This window comes from Neglectibacter timonensis, assembly GCF_900048895.1.
In the GTDB taxonomy this organism is placed as follows: domain Bacteria; phylum Bacillota; class Clostridia; order Oscillospirales; family Acutalibacteraceae; genus Acutalibacter; species Acutalibacter timonensis.
The window spans coordinates 59,914-81,491 of sequence record NZ_LT160639.1; the positions used below are offsets into that span (position 1 = coordinate 59,914).

At 51.7% G+C, this 21,578-nt stretch carries 23 protein-coding genes; 6 read left to right on the forward strand and 17 right to left on the reverse strand.

The genetic code is table 11. The features are described from left to right. Nucleotides 1-27: 27 nt before the first annotated feature. Both BN3911_RS05450 and BN3911_RS05455 read right to left on the reverse strand, forming a co-directional pair. Nucleotides 28-2,538 (reverse strand): S-layer homology domain-containing protein, encoded by a 2,511-nt coding sequence (locus BN3911_RS05450; protein WP_187127687.1) that lies wholly within the window; start codon nucleotides 2,536-2,538, stop codon nucleotides 28-30. A 191-nt stretch (nucleotides 2,539-2,729) separates the two neighbouring features. Then, nucleotides 2,730-3,938, reverse strand: a complete 1,209-nt coding sequence (locus BN3911_RS05455; protein ID WP_066862462.1) for an acetate/propionate family kinase — start codon at nucleotides 3,936-3,938, stop codon at nucleotides 2,730-2,732. A 291-nt stretch (nucleotides 3,939-4,229) separates the two neighbouring features. Here BN3911_RS05455 and BN3911_RS05460 point away from each other — a divergent pair, with 291 nt between their 5' ends. Continuing rightward, a complete protein-coding gene (locus tag BN3911_RS05460; protein WP_066862465.1) occupies nucleotides 4,230-5,417 on the forward strand; it encodes a tRNA(Met) cytidine acetate ligase in 1,188 nt (395 codons plus the stop codon). On the opposite strand, the gene BN3911_RS05465 is transcribed toward BN3911_RS05460, so the two are convergent. The 3 genes from BN3911_RS05465 to BN3911_RS05475 form a co-directional block, all read right to left on the reverse strand. Next, entirely contained in the window at nucleotides 5,407-5,958 is a 552-nt protein-coding gene (locus BN3911_RS05465) for an AAA family ATPase (protein WP_066862470.1), read from the reverse strand. The genes BN3911_RS05460 and BN3911_RS05465 overlap by 11 nt on opposite strands. A gap of 85 nt (nucleotides 5,959-6,043) precedes the next feature. Continuing rightward, on the reverse strand, nucleotides 6,044-7,474 hold the full coding sequence (locus BN3911_RS05470; RefSeq protein WP_066862474.1) for a glycoside hydrolase family 3 N-terminal domain-containing protein: 1,431 nt from the start codon (nucleotides 7,472-7,474) through the stop codon (nucleotides 6,044-6,046). Between the two features lie 120 nt (nucleotides 7,475-7,594). Further along, nucleotides 7,595-8,665: a branched-chain amino acid aminotransferase gene (locus BN3911_RS05475; RefSeq protein ID WP_066862477.1), complete on the reverse strand. Its 1,071-nt coding sequence runs from the start codon at nucleotides 8,663-8,665 to the stop codon at nucleotides 7,595-7,597. 162 nt (nucleotides 8,666-8,827) lie between these two features. Here BN3911_RS05475 and BN3911_RS05480 point away from each other — a divergent pair, with 162 nt between their 5' ends. Genes BN3911_RS05480 through BN3911_RS05490 form a run of 3 tightly spaced genes read left to right on the forward strand, consistent with a single transcriptional unit; the run spans nucleotide 8,828 to nucleotide 12,067 of the window. Continuing rightward, nucleotides 8,828-9,988 carry a carboxylate--amine ligase gene (locus BN3911_RS05480; protein WP_066862480.1) on the forward strand — a complete coding sequence of 387 codons (1,161 nt, stop codon included), beginning with the start codon at nucleotides 8,828-8,830 and terminating at the stop codon, nucleotides 9,986-9,988. A 1-nt stretch (nucleotide 9,989) separates the two neighbouring features. Then, nucleotides 9,990-10,760: a PHP domain-containing protein gene (locus tag BN3911_RS05485; protein ID WP_066862483.1), complete on the forward strand. Its 771-nt coding sequence runs from the start codon at nucleotides 9,990-9,992 to the stop codon at nucleotides 10,758-10,760. 8 nt (nucleotides 10,761-10,768) lie between these two features. Continuing rightward, nucleotides 10,769-12,067 (forward strand): polysaccharide deacetylase family protein, encoded by a 1,299-nt coding sequence (locus BN3911_RS05490; protein ID WP_066862485.1) that lies wholly within the window; start codon nucleotides 10,769-10,771, stop codon nucleotides 12,065-12,067. 301 nt (nucleotides 12,068-12,368) lie between these two features. Here the strand turns inward: BN3911_RS05490 and BN3911_RS05495 are convergent, their stop codons facing one another. Further along, a complete protein-coding gene (locus BN3911_RS05495; RefSeq protein WP_066862488.1) occupies nucleotides 12,369-13,691 on the reverse strand; it encodes an RsmB/NOP family class I SAM-dependent RNA methyltransferase in 1,323 nt (440 codons plus the stop codon). Nucleotides 13,692-13,816: 125 nt separating this feature from the next. Between BN3911_RS05495 and BN3911_RS05500 the strand changes: the two genes are divergently transcribed. Together BN3911_RS05500 and BN3911_RS05505 are read left to right on the forward strand one after the other, a co-directional pair. Beyond that, nucleotides 13,817-14,206, forward strand: coding sequence for an MmcQ/YjbR family DNA-binding protein (locus BN3911_RS05500; protein ID WP_066862491.1), 390 nt, complete (start codon nucleotides 13,817-13,819; stop codon nucleotides 14,204-14,206). 69 nt (nucleotides 14,207-14,275) lie between these two features. Further along, on the forward strand, nucleotides 14,276-14,485 hold the full coding sequence (locus BN3911_RS05505) for a hypothetical protein (protein ID WP_066862494.1): 210 nt from the start codon (nucleotides 14,276-14,278) through the stop codon (nucleotides 14,483-14,485). Between the two features lie 84 nt (nucleotides 14,486-14,569). Here BN3911_RS05505 and BN3911_RS05510 read toward each other — a convergent pair whose 3' ends face one another. The 11 genes from BN3911_RS05510 to pyrB all read right to left on the reverse strand — a co-directional run bounded on the left by BN3911_RS05510 (nucleotide 14,570) and on the right by pyrB (nucleotide 21,567). Then, nucleotides 14,570-15,505, reverse strand: coding sequence for a YitT family protein (locus BN3911_RS05510; protein ID WP_066862497.1), 936 nt, complete (start codon nucleotides 15,503-15,505; stop codon nucleotides 14,570-14,572). A gap of 27 nt (nucleotides 15,506-15,532) precedes the next feature. Beyond that, nucleotides 15,533-15,937, reverse strand: a complete 405-nt coding sequence (locus tag BN3911_RS05515; protein ID WP_066864189.1) for a Mini-ribonuclease 3 — start codon at nucleotides 15,935-15,937, stop codon at nucleotides 15,533-15,535. A gap of 117 nt (nucleotides 15,938-16,054) precedes the next feature. Continuing rightward, complete coding sequence (gene obgE / locus BN3911_RS05520; protein ID WP_066862500.1) at nucleotides 16,055-17,326, reverse strand: GTPase ObgE; 1,272 nt, start codon at nucleotides 17,324-17,326, stop codon at nucleotides 16,055-16,057. A 144-nt stretch (nucleotides 17,327-17,470) separates the two neighbouring features. Then, nucleotides 17,471-17,755: a 50S ribosomal protein L27 gene (gene rpmA, locus BN3911_RS05525; RefSeq protein ID WP_066862503.1), complete on the reverse strand. Its 285-nt coding sequence runs from the start codon at nucleotides 17,753-17,755 to the stop codon at nucleotides 17,471-17,473. A gap of 29 nt (nucleotides 17,756-17,784) precedes the next feature. Beyond that, nucleotides 17,785-18,108: a ribosomal-processing cysteine protease Prp gene (locus BN3911_RS05530; RefSeq protein ID WP_066862507.1), complete on the reverse strand. Its 324-nt coding sequence runs from the start codon at nucleotides 18,106-18,108 to the stop codon at nucleotides 17,785-17,787. Between the two features lie 3 nt (nucleotides 18,109-18,111). Next, on the reverse strand, nucleotides 18,112-18,420 hold the full coding sequence (rplU, locus tag BN3911_RS05535) for a 50S ribosomal protein L21 (RefSeq protein WP_066862510.1): 309 nt from the start codon (nucleotides 18,418-18,420) through the stop codon (nucleotides 18,112-18,114). A 157-nt stretch (nucleotides 18,421-18,577) separates the two neighbouring features. Next, a complete protein-coding gene (locus tag BN3911_RS05540; RefSeq protein ID WP_066862513.1) occupies nucleotides 18,578-18,847 on the reverse strand; it encodes a hypothetical protein in 270 nt (89 codons plus the stop codon). A gap of 64 nt (nucleotides 18,848-18,911) precedes the next feature. Continuing rightward, nucleotides 18,912-19,457 carry a GNAT family N-acetyltransferase gene (locus BN3911_RS05545; protein WP_066862516.1) on the reverse strand — a complete coding sequence of 182 codons (546 nt, stop codon included), beginning with the start codon at nucleotides 19,455-19,457 and terminating at the stop codon, nucleotides 18,912-18,914. 75 nt (nucleotides 19,458-19,532) lie between these two features. After that, a complete protein-coding gene (locus BN3911_RS05550; RefSeq protein WP_066862519.1) occupies nucleotides 19,533-20,024 on the reverse strand; it encodes a pyridoxamine 5'-phosphate oxidase family protein in 492 nt (163 codons plus the stop codon). 182 nt (nucleotides 20,025-20,206) lie between these two features. After that, nucleotides 20,207-20,626: an aspartate carbamoyltransferase regulatory subunit gene (locus BN3911_RS05555; RefSeq protein ID WP_066862522.1), complete on the reverse strand. Its 420-nt coding sequence runs from the start codon at nucleotides 20,624-20,626 to the stop codon at nucleotides 20,207-20,209. 2 nt (nucleotides 20,627-20,628) lie between these two features. Continuing rightward, entirely contained in the window at nucleotides 20,629-21,567 is a 939-nt protein-coding gene (gene pyrB / locus BN3911_RS05560) for an aspartate carbamoyltransferase (protein WP_066862525.1), read from the reverse strand. Nucleotides 21,568-21,578 lie beyond the last annotated feature (11 nt).

Consider the following 21,578-nt stretch of genomic DNA (forward strand, 5'->3'; position numbering starts at 1 on the left):
ACTGAACTGCCGGAGGCTGTTTTGCTGTCAATTATACCAGCTGGGAATTGTGTATCCGGGATTATAATCATACCCGGGATCTGAACGGTAGCATCCTGCATAATCCCCATAGGAGAACAGCCTTGCTTCCGCCATACGGCGGTCAAACAAGCCTACGAGATGCACCCCTCCGGCAATATTCCACTGGGTCAGGTTATTTCCGAATGTGATCGCGTCCACATAAGCCAGATCATGTGTATAATCCCCGGAAAGGCGGATATCTCCTGCTCTTGCCCAACCCTTAACTTTGCCGGACTCCACCTGATACCAAACCTCTTTGTTGTTGCCCACATTGGTTTTGACGCCCAGCACACTGAGGGAGGACCCCAGCTTGATGGTTCCCACTTTTGTGGATTTTGCGCTGGTATCCTGGTAGACCACGCTGTCATTGATATTGACCGTGCCGGATACCGGGAAAGAGGAAGGCGGGACAACAGCGTTTGTCAGCACCCGAGCTGTGCCGTATTCCGGTTCGCCGCCGCTGGACTCGGTTAAGGTTCCGCCGCCGCAGTTATAGACAAAGCTCACCAAAGCGTCAAACTGGCACTGGCTCATCTTCAGGTTATAGGAACTCCGGAAGCTGTTTACAGCAGATGCATACCAACCGCTGTCAATGGTATCTGCCAGAAGCGCCCGGGCTTCTGTTTTCGTCACGTTATTGTAAAAAGTCTCATTTCGGGAGACCACATACCCATATCCTACCGTGGGAATATTCCCTGCCAGCGTATCGGGATATACCGTGGGCAAAAAGCCTTCAAACTGTGCGATGATATCAATTACTTCGGAACTCGCCTTTCTGTTGTCATAGGTCGTTGTAGTCACATCGTAATTCGAAATCACCAGTACGGTAAACTCGGCATATTCCGTAGAGTAGGATCCGCTGCCGGTCTTTGAGTAAGCCCTGAGCGTATACGTCCCCGGAGCATTGAACTTTACCGACTTTTTAAAGAGCCGCACCGTGTTGGTGGGCAGCCCTGTGGCGGATTGGGACTCCGTCGTGTAGTCGGAAGTCTCCCAAGGTCCGCTTCCTCCCCCTGTTACGGTAAAACGCACCGCACTCTTTGTCTGATCAGTCACTGCCATCAAATCAAAGGAAGCGCCGGCTGAGACGATATTTGGCTCTGTATATGCCACACGTACCGCCTCCGGTGAGGTGACGGTAACCTGGCAGGAAGCCTTGCTTTTCCCCAAAGTGTCCGTATAGGTGATCGTGGCCGTTCCGGGCGCTTTGGCATAGACAAAACCCTCCGAAACCGTAGCTACGCTCTCGTTGCTGCTTTTCCACTCCATTGCAGTACCTGCAGGCGACACCGTCCCCACCAGATAGAGCGTTTTGTACTGTCTCACCTCAGCTGAAGAGGCAGAAACCGACACGTTGGAAGCTGCCCCAGGTGTGTAGTCCTGCACATAGTCCTGATGCACGTAACCCTCCGTCCCGCCGCTGGTCTTGACCTGAATCCAAGGGGCGGCTTTTGTGCTCAGCACTGTCAGCACGGTGCCAAGCGGCAATACGGTAAGGCTGTCATAGCTGGTATCGGGGCCGGAACGCAGATTGAGTCCGCTGGTGGCGGTCACCCGCACATAATCTCCATTTACAGAAGGATCCACGGGTCCTCCTTCCACTGGCTCTGCCGCTTCTGCAATGTGCTTATAGGCCCAGTGACTCTTGGGAACATCGACGAATTTCTGCGTCTCCGCGTCTGCCGCAAAATCCTCATCCATCCTGCCCAGCGCAACATTCATCAGCTTTGCCGCCTCGCAACGCAAAATCGGACTGTCTGGTCTGAAGGTTCCGTCCTTATATCCTCCAATCCATCCATAGGCTATTGCTGATGAAATATACTTTCTTGCCCAATGTTTTTCTGATACATCGGGGAATGGAATATCACCTGTCTTCATCGGGAAGCAAAGCGCCACCACCTTGACAAATTCTGCACGAGTGATGGGAGCCTCAGGGTCAAAGGTGCCGTCTGCATAACCATTGAGCGCCCCAAGCTTCGCCAGCGTATTGACTGCTACCCCATACCAGGAGCTGAGGCTTACGTCGGAAAAGACAGAGCTGGAAACCGCAGGCTTAGCGGCCAAAAGGTTGTACAGCATCTGCGCCACCTCTGCCCTGGTCATGTTGGCGTCAGGCCGGAATTTTCTCCCGCTTTCGCCGTGCATATACGCCTTATGTCCCCCTGTGACCAGAAGCTCCGAAGCCTGGAAGGTTTTGGCCTCATTCTCCAGCGTCTCTTCTCCCTCCTCAGGAAGGGTGGATTCCTCTACGGGTTCCTCAGAAGAAGATGGCTCCTGGGAAAGTTCGCCTTCGGGAAGGTTCCCTTCTGAAGAAGCCTCGCTGGTTTCTTCTATCTGTGAGGACAGCGGCGTCTCTTCCGGGAACGAAGAGTTCTGGTCCTCTAAGGCCGAAACAGGCATCGCCACAGGTATCAGACAAACCAGCAGCAGTACCACCGTCTTCTGCAGCAGCTTCCGTTTATTCATTCTATGTAACAAATTCACAACCTACCTCCGAAATTCGTCAGTTTCCTCTGTTTACATAACTGGTTCAACTATTATAAACGATAGATTACAAAAATGCAACTTTTCATTGAAATTTTCACATTAGTGGAAATCTTCCACTGTCTTTGCCTTTTATAAAAAGCGGAGACCAGGAAAAATTCCCCGGTCTCCGCTTTTTAGCAGACTTACAGCTTTTCCACCAAATCTCTGGTATCCCTGGCAATCACCAACTCCTCATTGGTGGGAATTACATAAACTTCAATGCTGGAATCGGGAGCAGAAATCTTACCCTCCCTGCCATGAATCATTTCTTCGTTCAGAGCTTCATCAATTTTCACGCCCAGATAAGAGAGATATTTTCCCACAGCCATACGGTGAGACGCCTGATTTTCTCCCAGTCCGGCTGTAAACACGATGGCGTTACAGCCTCCCAAGGCAACCATATAACCGCCGATAAACTTGGCAATCTGATATTCCAGAATGTCCTGGGCAAGCTTGGCACGAGGATTTCCCGCCTGATTGGCAGCGGTTACATCACGGTCGTCGCTGGACACGCCGGAAATACCCAAAAGGCCGGATTTTTTATTGAGGACTTCGTCCATTTCGCGGGGCGTGAGATGTTCCTTCTCCATGATGAAAGTAACCACGGAAGGATCCAGCGTTCCGGTGCGGGTTCCCATCATAAAGCCGTCCAGCGGGGTCAGCCCCATGCTGGTATCGATGCATTTGCCGCCGTCTACCGCTGTGATGGAAGATCCGTTGCCCAAATGACAGGTGATCATCTTGGTTTCCGCGATATCCCTGCCCATCAGCTGTGCACAGCGGGCACTGACATACCGGTGTGAAGTGCCGTGGAAGCCATAACGGCGTACCGCGTACTTTTCATAATATTCATAAGGTACATTGAACATATAAGCTTTTGGGGGCATGGTAGAATGGAAAGCCGTATCGAAGACCACAACTTCAGGCACTTCCGGCCCAAAGACCTCGCGGCAGGCGCGAATTCCCTGGACATGCGCCTTGTTATGCAGAGGCGCAAGGGGAATTAGGCTTTCAATCCCTTCAATTACCTTCTCGTCCACCAGTACGGATTCGCTGAAGAGGGAACCGCCCTGCACAATGCGATGGCCCACTGCCGTCACTTCCTCCAGGTTCCCAATCACACCGTACTCCTCATCGATCAGCGCGTTTTTCACCTGCATAAAAGCCGCCGTGTGATCCAGCATGTTGACTTTCTTTACCAATTCTTTCCCATCCGCCGTCTTATGGGTGAACACACCTGCAGGCATTCCAATCCGTTCGCAATTTCCTTTGCAGAGCATCTTCTCGCTTTCCATATCAATCAGCTGATACTTCAGGGACGAGCTTCCCGCATTGATAACCAGAATCTTCATTTTTCTTCTTCCTTTCCAGATATGTCCGTTCGCCGTACGGAAACCGCACGAAAAAGCGGCTGAAAAGCATTCCCGCCTTTCAGTCTCTTTCGATTCCCCGGAAAATTCAATTTTCAGCGAGGGCCACTTGTAAAGAGCGGGGCCGCTGCTGTAATATATGGAGTAACGGTTCTTTTTCTTCCGCCTCTCTCAGGTCCTCCGAAACTGACCGACGATTGGGGCAGCAGAGCCGGTAAGACTGTTTTTTATCATAAACCTTTTTGCAGCTAAATTCAAGGAGTTTTGCTTAAAATGATGGAGAAATTGAAGATTTCTGCCGTAATCTGTGAATTCAATCCCCTGCATATGGGTCACAAATTGCTTTTGGATCAGATGAAAGCCATATCTGATGGGATCGTCTGCGTGATGAGCGGCAACTTTGTACAGCGTGGGGAGCCCGCTATTCTGGACAAATGGGCACGGACACGGCTTGCCCTGCAGAACGGGGCGGATCTGATCGTAGAACTTCCTCTGCCCTGGGCCTGTTCCGGAGCAGAACATTTTGCCGCGGGCGGTGTGGCATTGGCAGAGGCCCTCCGCTGTGACCTTTTGGCATTCGGCAGTGAAGTACCCGATGTTGCCCGCATGGATGCGGCAGCGGAAGCATTGCTTTCTCCAAAATTTTCAGAAGCGTTTTCTGAAGTGCCCAGCAAAGGCCTGTCTTTTGCACAACGCAGAGAGGCGGCTCTTCACTCCATGTTAGGGGAGACAGCGTCGTCACTTCTTCAAAAGCCAAACTGCATTCTGGGAATTGAGTATCTGAAAGCAATCCGCCGGCAGAATGCTGTGCTCACCCCTATAGCCTTCCCTCGTGAAGGCGCAGGACATGACCGTGCAGCAGAGAATCAGGAATACCGCTCTGCCGGCGAGCTGCGCCATCTGCTGCGCACAGGCGGAAAGCTTGCCGGCCTAGTCCCGGAAAATGTGTGCGTGACGCTGGAGCAGCTCCTCTCCTCAGGGCACTGTCCCGCTTCTCTGTCCTGGTTGGAACGTTCAATTTTATGTAAACTCAGAACGATGAAACCAGAGGATTTTTCCGCTCTGCCCGACCTGAGCGAAGGCTTGGAAAATAGGCTGCATACCGCAGCCAGAGAAGCCCGTTCCCTGGAAGAACTCTATTCCCTGGTAAAATCCAAACGGTATTCCCATGCCAGAATCCGCAGGCTCGTCATGAGCGCTTTCCTGGAAATTCCTTCCGGTCTCCCGGAACTTCCCCTCTATCTGAGGATCCTGGGTATGACTGAAACTGGAGCGCGGATTTTAAAAGACGCCACGCCCACGCTTCCCGTGGCGGTGCGTCCAGTCGATTTTGAACGTCTGGGCGGCAGCTTTGCAAATTTATTCCGGCTTGAAGCCCGGGCAGACGATCTCTACGCCCTGGCCTTTCCCACGCCTTTCCCCTGTGGACGCGACTATACAGAAAAGCTGATCAAAGTTTAAAAACAGAAGAAGTCTCTTTCTTTCGCAACGCTTCTACTATCAGCGCGGCATTATACTCTTTCGTTTTGGTTCCGTCCACCCTTATCGTTGGAAGCCGGACGGCACTGAGCCACTCTTCCACATCCTTTGCGGAGCGCCGGTCCACCATCTCAAAAAACCGCTTTTCTTTTTCATATAAATCCCCGCCAGGAAATATCCTGTCTCCAAATTTTTGATACGACCTTTCTCTCACACGGGCACTTCTCAGTTCACTGGGAACCTCAATGAAAACCGCACAAGTAAACAGTGCTTCCACCTCCTGGCCGTAATTCCCCTTCACCGCTGCGAAAACGCAGTTTTCATATTTATTCAGGTCCGCCAGCAAGTCACGGGATACTTCTTCCCGTGTTCTGGCAGTTTCATAGGGTCTCTCCGTCTGATTCTCAGGGAAATAGTAATCTTCAATATCCAGAAACTTACAGCCCAGCTGACTTGCCAAATAGATTCCCAAAGTGCTTTTCCCCGCACCGTTTCCCCCACAGACAATAATCTTATTTCCCACTCCATTCCTCCAAAACCAGCATTGCTGAATTTACCTGATAGGTGCGACTTCCATGGTTGGTGAAGCACTGAATGAGGCGCTGTATTTATGATAGGACAGCATCCTCAGGCAGCAGCCCCAACCTCAGCTTCCAGGCCAAAATCCGACGGACGGATTCTTCGATCCTTTCCTCTGAAATTTCCCCAGTGCGCACCGCTTCTATCACCGCAGGAAGCTGGATGCCATAATCTGTACAGCACAGCAGATCATTGCCCGCCTTGATTGCCTGAATCGCGGCTGCCTGGATGTCGCAACACTTCCGAATGGCCCCCATGGATAAATCGTCTGTAATAATGCAGCCGGTGAACCCCAACTCTCCACGCAGCAGACTGTGCCATTCCTCGGAAAGCGACGCGGGAACCGTTTTGTCCAAACAGGAAACAATATTGTGGGAGACCAGCACACACTCCGCCCCTTCCTGAATTCCCGCAGAAAACGGCAGGAAATCCCTGGTCTCAAATTCCGTGAGCTCACGTTCATCCAAAGCGATGCCTTTGTGCGTATCCGGATTATCCCCATATCCCGGAAAATGCTTGAGCACACATCCCATGGAATGTTCCGAATAGAGCAACACCGTCTGCCGGATAAATTCCGACGTGGTTTCCGCATCCTGACCCAGGGAACGGCTGTACATAAAATCATCCTCGTCCCCGGCAATGTCGCACACCGGGGCAAAGTTCACGTTCACGCCTAACGAGGACAAAAGTTCTACTTTATCCTTTTCTACAGAGAGCACCAGCTCCAAACCGCCTGCCGCATAGAGCTCCCGCGGGGACCAGTAAGGTTCTTCACAAAAACCCGGCTTATCGCTGACGCGCACCACTTCTCCGCCCTCTTCGTCCACGCCTACCAGAAGCGGGAGTTTTACAGCGTTTTGATACTGCTGAAGCTTTGTCCGGATTGACTCGGGCGTCTCTCCCCGAAAATCCGCATCAAATAAAATGTAACCGCCGAATTGAAACTTTGCCGCCTCTTCCACCGCATTATCCGGACAGCGTACAAAAAACATCTGCCCTATTTTTTCTTCCAGCGTCATTGATTCCAAAAGAACGGCTATTGTATCCCGATGCTTTCCCGCATTGATTTCCAGCTTTAGAGCCTTGATTCCCTGCCCGGTGCATTCGCTTTCCCGATAGGAAACCACCGCGCTGTTTCCCAGCTCTAAACTTTCACCGACGTGCTCCGTCTCATCTGTCAGGAATATGGTATACTCTTCTCCTCCGGCCGCACGGAGCTCCAATATGCTTTTCGATGCGCCCGTGATAACTCCTTCCAATTCTTTAAGCGGCTCCGGAGTCGGATCCGGCGTCGCCCTAAGTTCCGGCTTCTCTCCTGCACTCACAGCAGGCGGGACGGCGGTTTCCTCCGGAGACCGGCTGCCGGAAGAGATTTTTCCGGCTGTTGTCCCACAGCCGGGCAAAGTCAACAGGAGAATGAAAATCAAAGCCAGTAGCGCCCGGTCCTTTTGCCGCTGCATAACCGTCACTCCTTCGCAGGGTAAAATAAAGAAGCAGAACCAAAAGGTTCTGCTTCTCATTATACCTTATCGTTTTGTTTTGATGCAACCCAAGCGAGATTCTTCGCACAAAACTGACCCTTATTTCACACGGACAGTCCATCCCAGCGTATCCTCCAGCTTGCCCGTCTGGATACCGGTGACCGTATCATAGAGCTTTTGGCTGACAGGCCCGATTCCGCCGCCGCCAATCTGCATCACGCTGTCTTCAAAACGCAAATGCCCCACCGGCGAAATCACCGCCGCGGTTCCGCTGCCCCAGCACTCTTCCAGGGAACCATCCTTGGCTGCAGCCACCAGCTCGTCCACAGAAATGCGGCGCTCCTCCACCTCCAGGCCCCAATGCCTGCACAGGTCAATGCAGGAAGCGCGGGTAACCCCGGGCAGGATACTGCCGTTGAGCACGGGAGTGACCACCTTGCCGTTAATTTTGAAGAAAATGTTCATAGCGCCCACTTCTTCAATGTATTTGCGTTCCACTCCGTCCAGCCAAAGAACCTGGGAATATCCCTCGTCATGGGCCTTCACCTGTGCCTTCAGGCTGGCCACATAGTTGCCGCCCGTTTTCGCCTCACCGATACCGCCGCGAACTGCGCGGACATAGTCGTCTTCGATCCAGATTTTGACCGGATCCAAACCGCTCTCATAATAAGCCCCGGAGGGGGAGAGAATGATCATAAAAAGATAGGTATCCGACGGACGCACACCCAGGAAAGGATCTGTTGCAATGACAAACGGACGGATATATAAGGACGTACCGGGCTGAGTGGGAATCCAGTCCTGATCCACCTCCACCAGCTTCTTCAAACCGTTCAGGAAATCCTCCGCCGGAATTTCCGGAATGCAGAGACGGCGGTTGGAGTTGTTGGCACGCTCAATATTTTTGTCCGGTCGGAACAACAGGATACGGCCGTCCTCTGTTTTATATGCTTTCATCCCCTCAAACATCTCCTGGCCATAATGAAAAACCATGGCGGAGGGTTCCAGAGAGATAGCGTGGTAGGGTTCGACCCGGGGATTATGCCAGCCCTTTTCAGGGTTGTATTCCATGATGTACATGTGGTCGGTGAAAATTTTTCCAAACCCAAGCTTTGATTCGTCCGCAGGCTTCTGCTTCGGATTTTGGGTCAGCTCGACCTTGATTTCCTGCATCGCTAACACTTCTTTCCAATAAGGTTATAGTAACATTTCATGCCCAAAATTATAGCACAGCAATGCGCTGAATTGCAAGTGCTTTCCATTCTTTCAGGAATCTGTTATAATGAGAAAAAGACTGACTTTCCGTTTCACTTTTTTAGAGAAAGAAGGCGCTCCATGACTCTCCCTCTTCCTCCCGTTTTGTTTACCGATGTAAAATACCGCGCTTCCTTGGCAGCTGTTCAGGCGCTTGGAAAAGCTGGATACCCCGTGTACACAGCGCAGACCGAAGCAGAGCTTCAGGGCACGCCGCCGGCTTTTTCCTCTGTCTATGCCAAAGGCGTTTTTCTTGTTCCCGGCTCTTGTTACGATGTGGAATATCCCGCCCGGCTTGCGGAAATATGCAATTCTATCAGGGCTGAGAAAGAGCAGGTCCCCGTACTCTTTCCAATTGGAGCAGCAACGCTTTCCCAGGTTGCAGGACATTCTGAGGAATTGGCATCCACCGCAAGGTTTCTCATCTCCCCGCCCGAAGTGTTGGACCGCGCCAACGACAAGCGTGCCGTAGCAGAGCTTGCCCAGACTCTGAACATTCCCATTCCCGAGGAATTTGACTGCCGGGAGGACAGGCTGCCTCCCCGGTTTCCTGTAGTGATAAAGCCGCGCTGCGGAGAAAAGCTCGGCCTGCACGCAGAAGAACGTTATTGTAAGGTATACCAGGAATCCGACTTTGCCGCAGCCTATTCCAAAATGGCCCGGTTTGATCCGGAACCGGTGGTGCAGGAGCTGCTTACAGGGGACGGCGTCGGTGTTTCAGCCGTCATGGATCAAAACAGCAGGCCGGTCTCCGTCGTTTGCCACCGCAGAATCCGGGAATATCCCATCGAGGGCGGACCTTCCGCTTGCTGCGAAAGCTTTTGGGACGGCACACTGGTCCGGTATGCGGTAGAACTCCTTCAGGCCCTGCATTTCGTCGGTATCGCCATGGTGGAATTTAAAGACGGTAAATTATTGGAGATCAATCCCCGGGTATGGGGCAGTTTTCCTCTGACGGAAAAATGTGGTTCTCCGTTTTCCCTGCGCTATGTCCAAGCCGCTTCGGGAAACGCCGCCGCTGTCTGTGAAGGGCCGGAATACAAGGAGGGAATTCGCATGCGTTTTCTTCTCAACGACACGCTCGCCTGTCTCTCCTATCTGTGTCATGGTCAACCCGGCAAAGCGCTTAGCGGATTAACGGAGCCTTTCCGGCCCAAGTCAAAAGAGGCCTTGTTCTCCTGGCGGGATCCCAAGCCTTTTTTCCTTTACCTGAAAAACACGCTGACAAAGAGGGGCGATTGATATGCTGCTGAAAGCCGACCTTCACGTCCACACGGAACACTCTCCCGACAGCCGCACTTCGCTGCCGGATGCCATCATGGCAGCAAAGAGGGCAGGCATGGATTTTCTGGCTGTCACTGATCACGACGTTCCTCCCGTCGATGAGGTTTTCTCTCAGCCGGAACGGGAAGGCGTGCTGTTGATACCCGGCGTAGAATATTCTACGGACAAAGGACACCTTCTGGGGCTTTTTCTCACTGTACCCTGCCCCGCACACACCGGCAGGCGCCTTCCCTTCTCAGAGGCTGCAGCGCTCATTCACGGCTGCGGCGGAGTGGCGGTGCTGGCCCATCCCTTTCAGAGCACTGCGCAAACAGTGGAGGAACGGTTCGAGATGCTCCGGGAAATGGAACATGAGTTGGACGGCGTCGAAATCTGCAACCGGCGGGCCACCAAAAAAAGACTGCAGGCCAACGAGCTGGCTCAAACAGCTGCCGGCCGTTTTCAAAAGCCCTGCATCTCCACCGCTGGGAGCGACGCCCATCTGCCTGAGGAAATCGGCACGGCGTTTCTCAAGATAGAATGCCGGGAAAAGACGCTGGAATCGCTGAAAGCAGCGTTGGCAGGCGGAACCTCCGCCACTTTCTGCTGTCAGCCCTGCCGGAATCTTGCCATTGCAGAAAGTCAAAAAATCAAGCTTCAAAAAAGCCACGCAGGCCCTGCCGCCTGGATGCGCTGGCAGGCCTTCCGGATATTGTGCGCCTGGAGGGACTGCAGACAGAAGAAAGGGTGAAACTTCTTATGGAATCCACATTGATCAAACTTGGAAAAAAGGTCAAGCGCTTCGCAAAATCGGTACTTCTTCCTGCGCCGAAGCCCGTAGTCTCCTACGTACGGCGATTTGAACGGATCAAAACGCCGGAAAAAGTATGCGCCATGACCTTTGACGACGGACCTATGGATCTTCCCTGCGCTCCGGACCGATTCGGCGGAGAAGCGCTTACAGACGTGCTGCTGGACACTCTCGCTGAATTCGGAGCAAAGGGCGTCTTTGATGTTGTCGGCGATACCTCGGAAAACTATCCTGACGTCTGCGGGCCTGCCGGAAGTCCTACTTGGGGCGGCACGGCTTTTGACCATTATCCGGAATTCGGACAGGATAGTAAGGGAGGCGCTCAAAACTGTCCACGCCTGATTGACCGGATTCTCAATGAAGGACATCAGATTACAAACCACGGCTATCGGCACATCATCTTTGGAAAAAAGCCTTATGTCTACGGAAAGCGTCAATTCCAGGGAAAGCTGGACGACGTAACGTCAGACATGGAAAAGCTGCACGGGCTGCTGGCCGACCGTCACGGTTATCAGATGGAGATGACCCGGCCGCCTCATTATGTGGACCAGATCGACGGCGTATTTACCGCTTACGACGCCTGCGCCCTGCTCAATTACCAATATCTGGCCGCCTCTTTCGACGGGCAGGGCTGGCTGCCTGCAAAGACTGGGGATCAGCAGCTCGCCGAGGTACGGGAGATGACAGAGCCCGTGCGCAGAGCCCTTGCCCAGGACCAGGCCTTTTTCTGCGGACAGATCATCTTTCAAAAGGACGGCTACAACATGGCTCTGCGTACCCCTGTGGCTTTCGGCCTTCGGGAACAGCTGGAGCTTCTCACCAAAGCAGGTTACCGCATTATGACCGTGTCTGAATTGATAGAGCTGTCCCCCTTTGCCGACACCGGCAGTGAAGACCCTGACTTTGACCAGTTCCGAGAGCTGCAGCGCACCCACGCCGTCGTCTATTCCGACAACACCCTGCGGCCTGACACTCCTATGACCAAAGGGGAACTTGCAATGCTCCTGGCGCCGCGAAGCGCTGCAGTGGAAGGACGCATCGAAAAACTCAGGGCGGGGGATAAAAGTTTCCTCCATCGCTATTCCGGCGCCCTGAACTGGTGCGCAGAACAAAAGCTGTTTTCTCCCGGTACCGCTCCTGAAGCGCCGCTGGAAAGAGCCGATTTGCTCAAGGCCGCCGATTTCTTCCGTGGCGATATTGAAGGTTCTCTCACCCGCAGAGCTGTCCTTCGCAGTTTTAGGCTTTAAATCCCAAAACGGCCGGAACACCGTGCCTTCCTATGAAAAGGAAACAGATGTCCACGCTGCCTTTGTGAACATCTGCTTTCCTTCTTTACTATCAAGCCCTATCACTCTGCCACGACTGCCGAGATCCCCATAATCACCAATGCCGGGCTGAACAGCACGCACCGCAGGATTATAATCTAAACCCATTGCTCCGGTGACTGCAATACGGCAACCATGGAAACAACTGTGCATCCCGACGAAATCAGCAGGGTAGCTTCTTCCCGACATTTTTCAGCCGTAATCTCGTTTTGGGGCCAGTCTTTTACTTCAGATTCCGCAGCCCTTTCGGATACTTGTTTTTTAATTTACCGCCGGAAGCTTTGCCGAAGCCCGTCGTCACGCCGGAAACGCAAACCGCAGTATACCCCTTCCCGGAGCATTCCAGCTCCTCCCCACGTAAAAAAGCTGCCAATTCAGGAGCATCTGGCGCAAAGTCAACGGAACGCAGACAGTCGCATCCAGCCCGGCTTTGGAACACGGAATGGGAGGGCTCCCAACGGTTTCCTCTCCGTTCTCCCAGTTCTATTCCCGCACGGAGCACCTGCATTCCGACTGTTTCCGGCATTTCTTCCGGCAAAATCAGCAGGCGCTCACCAAATATTGCAAAGCGCTGCGGCTTTTGATTCCCAAAAAGGCTGCCGTAGAAATCCTGCGCAGCATGCAGTTCTTTACCAGTCAGGAGCCCTGCAAAAGGCCGAACTCTACACGAACATGCCCCGGTACGCCTGAATTTGGCTACAAAATGTCCCTCGCCGCCCTCCATGGGATAAATCCTTCTGGCAGGCATCCGCAGGGCGGGTCTGCCGAACTCCACCTCCACCGGACAGAGCTGGAACTCCGGGTGCCTCCTCAGGAACGCTTCCACCGCCCCTTCGTTCTCCTCTTCAGAAAATGTACAGGTGGAATAGACGAGGTAACCTCCTTCCTTCACAGCCAACGCAGCAGAATCCAGCACTGCGCCCTGACGTTGGGCGCACGCCGCCACGTTTTCAGGACTCCATTCCTTCACGGCGTTCGGCTCCCGCCGGAACATCCCCTCTCCTGAACAGGGGGCGTCCACCAGCACTCTGTCAAAATAGCCAGTCAGACTTTCGCACAATTTTTGGGGATGGCAGGAGGAGACTACAGCGTTTTGCACTCCCATACGTTCCAGATTGGAAAGTAAGATTTTTGCGCGTGAACGGACGATCTCATTGGACCAAAGAAGCCCCTCTCCCAGCATCAGGGCGGCAATCTGACTGCTCTTCCCTCCCGGCGCCGCGCAGAGATCCAAAACCCGTTCTCCTGGTCTGGGATCCAGCACGGTAACCGCAGAGGCCGCGGAAGGCTCTTGAGAATAGAACATGCCTGCATGGTACGCGGGCAAAGTTCCAACCTTTTCACCCGGACCGTAGAAAGAGAGCGGAGAAAATGGGGAAGGTGAAATGGAAAAAGGCAGGCATGCCCGAAGCGTTTCCTCCCCACATTTCAGCGAATTCAGCCGTACTCCCTGATAAGGCGGCTTTTCATAACAGGAGAGAAACGTCTCGTATTCTTCGCTCAGCAATTTTTGCATTCTCTGCCGGAATACCAATGGCAGTTCCATTTTTACAACCTTCCTTTCAGGGACTGTTTTTTTCTGGCTTTAAAAGCTGAAGTTCCGACTTTTCATTCAGGCAGCATTTTCCTCTGTTCCTTCCGACTAAAAAATCAAAAGCTTGGGGGATAAGGATGACACAAAAAGAAATGATCGTTTATTGTCTAAGCAAGCCGGGCACTTTTTTGGATTATCCCTTTGGACCGGAAACCGCCGTGATAAAAGTGAAAGCTGAGCACAGTGCCGCACGGATTTTTGCGCAGTTTTTCAGCCTGAAGGGCCGTCCAAAAGTCACCTTTTATTGCGACAGGGAAACCGGTGAATTTTACCGCAGCGTATTTCCCGACGCCGTCACACGCGGCTACCACTGCCCGCCTGTTCAGCAGCCTTATTTTAACACGGTAGACCTGCTATCCGACCTTCCGGACAAAGAACTTCTTGAAATGATCGACCACGCCTATGCTGCGGCGGTGAAAAAGCTTCCAAAAAAACACCGGCAGGAACTAAACGATATTAAGATATAAATCCAAAATTTTTTTGTATATTTGAGCGGCCCCTGCAAAAAATAAAATCGGAAAGGGGCGATAAACAAAATGAACAACAATCAAAATCAGAACAACAACAGCAACAACCAGTCCAGCCAGAATTCCAACAACTCTTCTTCTCAGAACCGTCAGCAGCAGAGTTCTCAGAACCGCTCTCAGAATCAGAGCCAGAACTCCAAGCGGGAAATTCCCGATTATAACAATCGGAGCAAAATTCAGAACTCTGAGATGCGCAAGGAGCAGAACGACCAGTTCTAAAGTGCCGTTCGAAACGAGGGAAGGAAAAGCTTTTGGCTTTTCCTTCCCTGTTTTTTATCGTGCTCATCAGAATGCTATCAAAAATCACGTTTCTTTTTTCTTATCATTTTTACTTTTCATTCCCTGAAGAAGTTCTTTCAGTGGTTTATCATCGGAATGAACCGGATTGAAACCTTCCCCTGCTATCTCCCCGGCATCCCCCACAATGACAAAGGCATTTCGGTCCACTTCCCTGATAATCGCCTGAATTTGATATACTTCAAACCTTCTTACCGCACAAAGCAGGGTTTCTCCCGGCGTTTTTGAATATCCCCCCTTGGAATCCAAATAGGTCACGCCGCGGTCCAGCTCATCCATAATACGGTCTCCCATTTCTTGCACCTTGGGAGACATGACAAAAAACAGTTTTCCGGTACCCACATCCGTACCGTAAAGAATAGAGTCAATAATGGAAGTGGATACGAAAATAACAATGCAGGCGTAAATGGCATTATCGATTCCTTGAAATACAAAAGCGGAAGCCAGCACAACCAAACCGTCAATGGCCAGCATCAGCTTTCCCATAGAAAGATGGGGCATTCTGCGGCCAAGCAATCTCGCAATCATATCTGTACCACCAGTGGTTGCACCCCGGATGAAAGTCAGGGAAAGACCGACTCCTTCACACACTCCGGCCAACAGCGCCACCAGAATGGGGTCGCCCCGGTAAACGGGAATAAACCAGGAAAACAAGTCGATCATAACAGAAGAAAGCACAATGGCAACTATGGTTTTGGCCACCAGTTTATAGCCAATTTCCAGCACTGCCCAAAGAATAATCGGCACGTTGATGAGAAACACCACAAGGCCGATCGGCGTGGCAAACAGATAATTCAGCATCGTGGCAATACCGGTCACTCCGCCGGGCGCAATATTGTTCGGCGCGGTAAACGCGTTGACAGAGACTGCATAGACCATCGATCCAGCCAGCATAAACAGCAAGTCCAGCGCAAGGCTCTTTGCTTTTTTTCCATTTTTCATAGACTGCGCCCCTTTCGCAAAACCAGGCTAACTTTCCCTATAGTCTCTCACAATAAGAGAGAACAATTCCTGTATTCTCTCCTGCTCCCCCTTTAAGTAAAGCCAGCCGAACAGAGCTTCCAAAGCAGTAGCTCCGTGATAATCAGCTACACTGGCATTTTTCGGTATATGCCCCACATGGGCATTTCTCCCTCTCAGGCAGATATCCTGCTCTTTTTCCGAAAGGACAGGATAAATAAGTTCTGCAAGAACCTTCGCCTGCGTTTCACAGCGGACGAATTCCACCTTCTGCCCATGGAGTTTTTTAACAGAGCAATTTCCCTTCTCAACAATATATTGACGTACCAGCAGTTCATAGACCCCGTCCCCAATAAACGCCAATGTCAAGGGGCTCAGCAGATCAGGATTTTCCTGCACGTTCGATTGATTCATTTCCAAATACATACCTTCTTTTGCAATTGCAGAAACGGCTGCTCTTCACTGCCGTTTCCGTACAAGTTTTCTTTCTCGCCCAATCAAAACGCCCAAGCGACCTGTAAGAATTTATGCTCACTCTACAAAATCAAACTCCAGATCGTAGAGATTTACCGTGTCTCCCTCCTGTACTCCCGCGTCACGCAGCGCGTCGATCACGCCGGTTTGTATCAGGACACGCTGGAAATACTGGGCAGAATCCGTGTCGTCAAAATTTATGGTGTTGAGAATTTTCAGCAGCCAATCCGCTTTCACAAAATAGACGCCGTCCTCTTCGGTAATCTCCACCTTGCCGCGCTTCAGTTCCTCCACGTCCTGCATCGGGATCGGATCCGGCTCAAATCGCTTTACAGGCGGAAGCTTTGACAGAAGCTCCAGCGTCCTGTTGAGCAATTCCTCCACTCCGTGGCGGATAGGCGCCATGATGGGAAAAAACTCATATCCTTCTGCCTTGACAAAAGCCTCGAATTCGGCAACCTGTTCCTCGGATGCAATATCGCATTTGTTGCCGGCCACCAACATGGGCCGCTCCGCCAGTTCCGGATTAAACTTCCTCAGTTCCTCGTTGATGATGCGGAAATCCTCCTTGGGATCCCGGCCCTCGCTGCCGGAGACATCCACAATGTGCAGCAGCAGCCGGCAGCGCTCCACATGGCGAAGGAATTGATGTCCCAAGCCCACGCCCTCCCAAGCGCCCTCAATCAGTCCCGGGATATCCGCCATGACGAAGGACTTTCCCTCCTGCATGCGCACCACGCCTAAAACAGGTGTCAAAGTGGTGAAATGGTAGTTGGCGATATTGGGCTTCGCCTCACTGACCACCGAAATCAAAGTGGATTTTCCTACATTGGGAAATCCCACCAATCCAACATCTGCCAAAAGCTTCAGTTCCAGCTGCACTTCCAGTTCTTCCCCCGGAGTACCCGGCTTGGAAAACCTTGGGGTCTGCCTTGTCGGTGTGGCAAAATGGGTGTTTCCCCAGCCGCCTTTTCCCCCTCTTGCAATTACTTGAGGCTCCTCACCGGACATATCGGCAATCACCCTGCCCGTTTCGGCATCCTTCACCACTGTGCCCCGAGGTACGCAGACCACCAAATCCGGCGCGCTTTTGCCAAAGCAACGGTTTCCCCTTCCATTTTCTCCCCGCTGGGCGGTATATTTTCTTTTATACCGGAAATCAGCCAGAGTCGAAAGATTGTCATCCACCTGAAAAACGATATTGCCGCCTCTGCCGCCGTCTCCGCCGTCCGGACCGCCTGAAGCTACATATTTTTCCCGGTGAAAAGCCACCGCTCCGTCCCCGCCGTCTCCGGCCTTCAATACAATTTTCGCAATGTCGATAAACATTGGGCTGCCCCCTTTCAGCATCTGCTGACTTCCTGATTTTTCCTTATCCGTCTACCACGAAAAAAGCTTCTTCAGACATTGCCCGAAGAAGCTTTTGGGTTCTGCATATTCCGGGATTACAGTAGTATTCCCAAATTTCACAGATTACTGCTCAATGGCATAAACACTGACCTTTTTCCGGTCTGCGCCCAGACGCTCAAATTTCACCTTGCCGTCCACCAGAGCAAACAGAGTGTCATCAGAGCCGCGGCCTACATTGGCGCCGGGATGAATTTTGGTACCGCGCTGCTTGACAAGAATGTTGCCAGCCAGCACAAACTGGCCGTCAGCACGCTTTACACCGAGGCGCTTGGACTCGGAATCGCGGCCGTTCTTTGTGGAACCCATACCTTTTTTATGAGCAAAAAGCTGAATATTGATTTTAAGCATGACAGTATCTTCCTTTCCGCAAATTCAAATTACACTTCCAAATAGCTGACTTCGAGGTACTCTGGGTATTGTTCCTCAAGTCCCGTCAGATGAAGCCGTAGCCCCGCAAAAAAATCACGGCAGACCGGTTCATCCTTCGGCTCGATCCGGAAAAGCATGTCTCCTTCCTCTGCCCGAAGACACAAGGGAGAAACGCCGCGCACCTCAGTGACTGAATTGACGATGAGATACGCCGCTGAAGAAACCGCAGCGCAAACTATGTCTGCCCCTTCCTCTGCATAACCGGAATGGCCTTCCACACGAAAGCCCATCACCCGGCCGTCCGGCTGAGCCAAAAACTCGACACAAATCATACTTTAGGCCTTGACAGCCTCGATCTGCACCTTGGTATAGGGCTGTCTGTGGCCCATCTTGCGCTTCACGTTCTTTTTGGGCTTATAAGTGAAAACTGTGATCTTCTTGGCCTTGCCGCTCTTTACCACCTTACCGGTTACCACGGCGCCGTCCACATAGGGGGTTCCAACCTTTGTACCCTCTTCTCCAAACACTGCCACCACGGGGAATTCCACGGTATCATTGTCGGCAGCGTCCAGCTTTTCAACATAGATCACATCGCCATACTGTACCTTGTACTGCTTTCCGCCTGTTTCAATAACTGCAAACATTCTTTTGCCTGCCTTTTCTATAGTCTCGCTACAATGGGTGGGCCTGCCGCTTTCAATACGGCAGCCCGCTTTTGCAAGAGGGCATAGCTCTCCTATAACCCACAATAAGCGGCTTACACATCATACCATAGCAAACAAGGGGAAGTCAAGGAAAAATTCAGGTTTTTGTCTCCTTTTGAGAGGAAAGCAGCACCTCCACCTTTTCCTCCCGCCGCACCGCTCTGATCACTTCCTGACGATTCAGGACGGCAAGCAGCAAGGAGAGCAGAAGGTTGCAAAATGTGACAAGTGCCAGCAGCAGCTTCCCTGCCGATACTTTTTTTCCTCCTTTGAATCCCGCGCTGGGAGGCACACTTCGAGGCTTTCTCCCAACAGCCCTTTGTCCGGAACATCCGCCTGACTGCCCCGCTTTTTTATCCTTCTTCATACGCTCTTATCCCTTTCAGACGGGCCCGCACAACAAAAGTCAGTGGCCCGCGGTACCCTTTCTCCTAGTTTGGGAGGTTTTTTTCTGCCTCAGTTTCTTTCAGGCAATATTCTTCCCGAAGCACAGCATAATAGAGATCGTCATAAAACGTGCCGTCCAGATAGATTGCTTTGACGAACTTCCCCTCCCGGCGCATCCCAAGCTTTTCCATCACGCGCCAGGAACCCACGTTGACCTCCAGGGCGCTGGCGCAGATACGGTTGATGTCCAGGGTACGGAAAGCGAAATCACACAATTCCCTCGCAGCATGGGTGGCGATCCCCCGGCCCCAATACTGTTTCCCAAGCCAGTATCCCAACTCCACAGATTTTTGCCCCCGCCATGGAAGATAGAAGTAGACGCAGCCCGCAGGACGTCCATCCACCAAAACCGTACGTGTAACCCGGGATTTATTCTCCTCCTTCAGAAAGCTCCTGATATCCTCCAGCGCATCCTCTGCCGTATACGGATACTTGGCGTCTCCAGTGTAACGGGTGACCTCCGGATCATTTCGCTGCCCAGCCAGTTCTTCTGCCTGGGACTCTTCAGGCAAAACAAGCTTTATCTCCAAATGAACATCCCTTCCTTTTCTGTAATAAATGGAAACAGAAGGAAACTACCATATTCAAGGCCCTGTTTCCTACTTTTAAAATATCCCCCCAGATTCCATATCCGTTTTATTCACAAAATCCAGGTGATATAACTTTTCCCAATGGTTTATATTTAAAGTTCCTCTTATGAGGTGAATTGCCAAAATACAACAGTCTTTATCGTTTTCATTGTTTGCCATTTCATACCAGTCGGCAAAAGCTGAACGCAGCTTGGTTCTTATGCCAGAATTCTTGGAATCCAGTACCCAACCCAAGTTTTCAGCAGTCCCATTGGCAGTGAACATTTCCGAACAAAATGCTATGGAAACTTCAGCATTTTTTTCAATCTGCAGCATTTTATTTGACTTTGCATATGTAACAACATAAAATGTGCAGTCTTCGTAATAGGCATCTACACAACGGACCACCGGACGGGGTTTCCCGTCCGCACTCAATTCCCGTGCAACCGTCGCAAGGGCAATAAGGTTGTCTTTTCCGTTCCCAAACATCTCGTCGATCAATTTGATGCCTTCTTCATATACACTCATATCTTAGCCTCTCCTCCCAATTGCAACGTCCTCTGGCGCATAATACTCAGCAGTACAGAACTTTTTTATTCGTGAAGGAGTCATTCTGGCGTCAAATTGCCTTTTGGGCGGGAAACATGCATGGGAAAGCCTGCCTATATTTGCTTTCTCCCAGGAAAAGGCCCGTGCGTCCCTGGACTCTTTTATTTCTTATACTCCTGTTCGCAGTATTTACAGCGATAACGGTGGGCTTTCTCATCGCAGAGATAAAAAACCTGATCCACATCCTCAATGCTGGTAATGCAGCGGGGGTTTTTGCAAGAGACGATATTGACCAATTTTTCCGGGAGCGTAGGCTTCTTCTTTTCCACCAGCCTTCCGTTTAAAATCGTACACACCGTCGCGTTGTTGTCGATGAAACCCAGCACATCCAGATCGATATTCAATACGCCTTCGATTTTGATGATATCCTTCCTGCCGAATTTATTGCTCTTGGCATTTTTTATGATGGCTACACAGGTATCCAGCTTATCCAGTTCCAGCAGCTCATAAACCCGCATTCCGCGCCCTGCAGTGATATGGTCGATTACGATTCCATTTTCTATACTGTCGATGTTGAGCATGGTTATTCTCCCTTCTCTAAGACGTCCGATTCCAGTCCCAACAAAGCCAGAATCAGGGCCATCCGGACAAAAACACCGTTTCTGGCCTGTTCAAAATATACCGCACGGGGATCTTCATCCACCTCGGCGGCTATTTCATTCACACGGGGCAGCGGATGCATCACGGCCAAATCTTTTTTCCCCAGGGAGAGCTTTTCCGGAGTCAGGATATAGGAATCCTTCAGGCGCACATAGTCTTCTTCATTGAAGAAGCGTTCTCTTTGCACTCTGGTCATATAGAGAATATCCAGCTCGGGCATGACCTCCTCCATCGCCCGGACTTCCCGGTAAAAATGTCCGGATGGTTTCACCACTTCTTCCACGATATACCCGGGAACATGCAGTTCCTCCGGGGAGATAAAGATAAATTTCACATCTTCATACCGCACCAGAGATTTAATCAGCGAGTGTACCGTCCTGCCGAACTTCAGATCGCCGCAGAGGCCGATGGTCACGCCGCTGATCTTCCCCTTTTTCCGGCGGATTGTGAGCAGATCGGTTAAGGTTTGGGTAGGGTGCTGATGTCCCCCGTCCCCCGCGTTGATCACAGGGATCCTGGCATATCGGGAGGCCACATAGGGCGCGCCCTCTTTAAAATGCCGCATAGCCGCTATATCGGCGTAACCGGAGATCATCCGGATGGTGTCTGCCACGCTCTCTCCTTTGGAGGCAGAGCTGCTCTCCGCCGAAGCAAATCCCAGCACCTTCCCGCCCAGGCGCATCATTGCCGATTCAAAGCTCAGCCTGGTGCGGGTGCTGGGCTCATAAAACAGCGTTGCCAGAATCCTCCCATCACATCGGTGCGTGTAATCCGCCGGGGATCCGATGATGTCCTCCGCCAAAGAGAGCAGGCGGTCCGTCTCCGCTCTGGAAAAATCCAGAGGATCAATCAGGTGTCTCATAGGAAAACCTC

Excerpts from the sequence above, each read along its gene's own strand:
- BN3911_RS05510 (WP_066862497.1), bottom strand. The coding sequence starts at position 15,505 with ATGAAAAATGGAAAAAAAGCAAAGAGCCTTGCGCTGGACTTGCTGTTT.
- rplU (WP_066862510.1), bottom strand. The coding sequence starts at position 18,420 with ATGTTTGCAGTTATTGAAACAGGCGGAAAGCAGTACAAGGTACAGTAT.
- BN3911_RS05455 (WP_066862462.1), bottom strand. The coding sequence starts at position 3,938 with ATGAAGATTCTGGTTATCAATGCGGGAAGCTCGTCCCTGAAGTATCAG.
- BN3911_RS05500 (WP_066862491.1), top strand. The coding sequence starts at position 13,817 with ATGACACAAAAAGAAATGATCGTTTATTGTCTAAGCAAGCCGGGCACT.
- BN3911_RS05505 (WP_066862494.1), top strand. The coding sequence starts at position 14,276 with ATGAACAACAATCAAAATCAGAACAACAACAGCAACAACCAGTCCAGC.
- BN3911_RS05555 (WP_066862522.1), bottom strand. The coding sequence starts at position 20,626 with ATGCTCAACATCGACAGTATAGAAAATGGAATCGTAATCGACCATATC.
- BN3911_RS05475 (WP_066862477.1), bottom strand. The coding sequence starts at position 8,665 with ATGCAGGAAATCAAGGTCGAGCTGACCCAAAATCCGAAGCAGAAGCCT.
- BN3911_RS05470 (WP_066862474.1), bottom strand. The coding sequence starts at position 7,474 with ATGCAGCGGCAAAAGGACCGGGCGCTACTGGCTTTGATTTTCATTCTC.
- BN3911_RS05480 (WP_066862480.1), top strand. The coding sequence starts at position 8,828 with ATGACTCTCCCTCTTCCTCCCGTTTTGTTTACCGATGTAAAATACCGC.
- obgE (WP_066862500.1), bottom strand. The coding sequence starts at position 17,326 with ATGTTTATCGACATTGCGAAAATTGTATTGAAGGCCGGAGACGGCGGG.
- BN3911_RS05530 (WP_066862507.1), bottom strand. The coding sequence starts at position 18,108 with ATGATTTGTGTCGAGTTTTTGGCTCAGCCGGACGGCCGGGTGATGGGC.
- rpmA (WP_066862503.1), bottom strand. The coding sequence starts at position 17,755 with ATGCTTAAAATCAATATTCAGCTTTTTGCTCATAAAAAAGGTATGGGT.
- BN3911_RS05550 (WP_066862519.1), bottom strand. The coding sequence starts at position 20,024 with ATGAGTGTATATGAAGAAGGCATCAAATTGATCGACGAGATGTTTGGG.
- BN3911_RS05490 (WP_066862485.1), top strand. The coding sequence starts at position 10,769 with ATGGAATCCACATTGATCAAACTTGGAAAAAAGGTCAAGCGCTTCGCA.
- BN3911_RS05515 (WP_066864189.1), bottom strand. The coding sequence starts at position 15,937 with ATGAATCAATCGAACGTGCAGGAAAATCCTGATCTGCTGAGCCCCTTG.
- BN3911_RS05495 (WP_066862488.1), bottom strand. The coding sequence starts at position 13,691 with ATGGAACTGCCATTGGTATTCCGGCAGAGAATGCAAAAATTGCTGAGC.
- BN3911_RS05460 (WP_066862465.1), top strand. The coding sequence starts at position 4,230 with ATGATGGAGAAATTGAAGATTTCTGCCGTAATCTGTGAATTCAATCCC.
- BN3911_RS05485 (WP_066862483.1), top strand. The coding sequence starts at position 9,990 with ATGCTGCTGAAAGCCGACCTTCACGTCCACACGGAACACTCTCCCGAC.
- pyrB (WP_066862525.1), bottom strand. The coding sequence starts at position 21,567 with ATGAGACACCTGATTGATCCTCTGGATTTTTCCAGAGCGGAGACGGAC.
- BN3911_RS05540 (WP_066862513.1), bottom strand. The coding sequence starts at position 18,847 with ATGAAGAAGGATAAAAAAGCGGGGCAGTCAGGCGGATGTTCCGGACAA.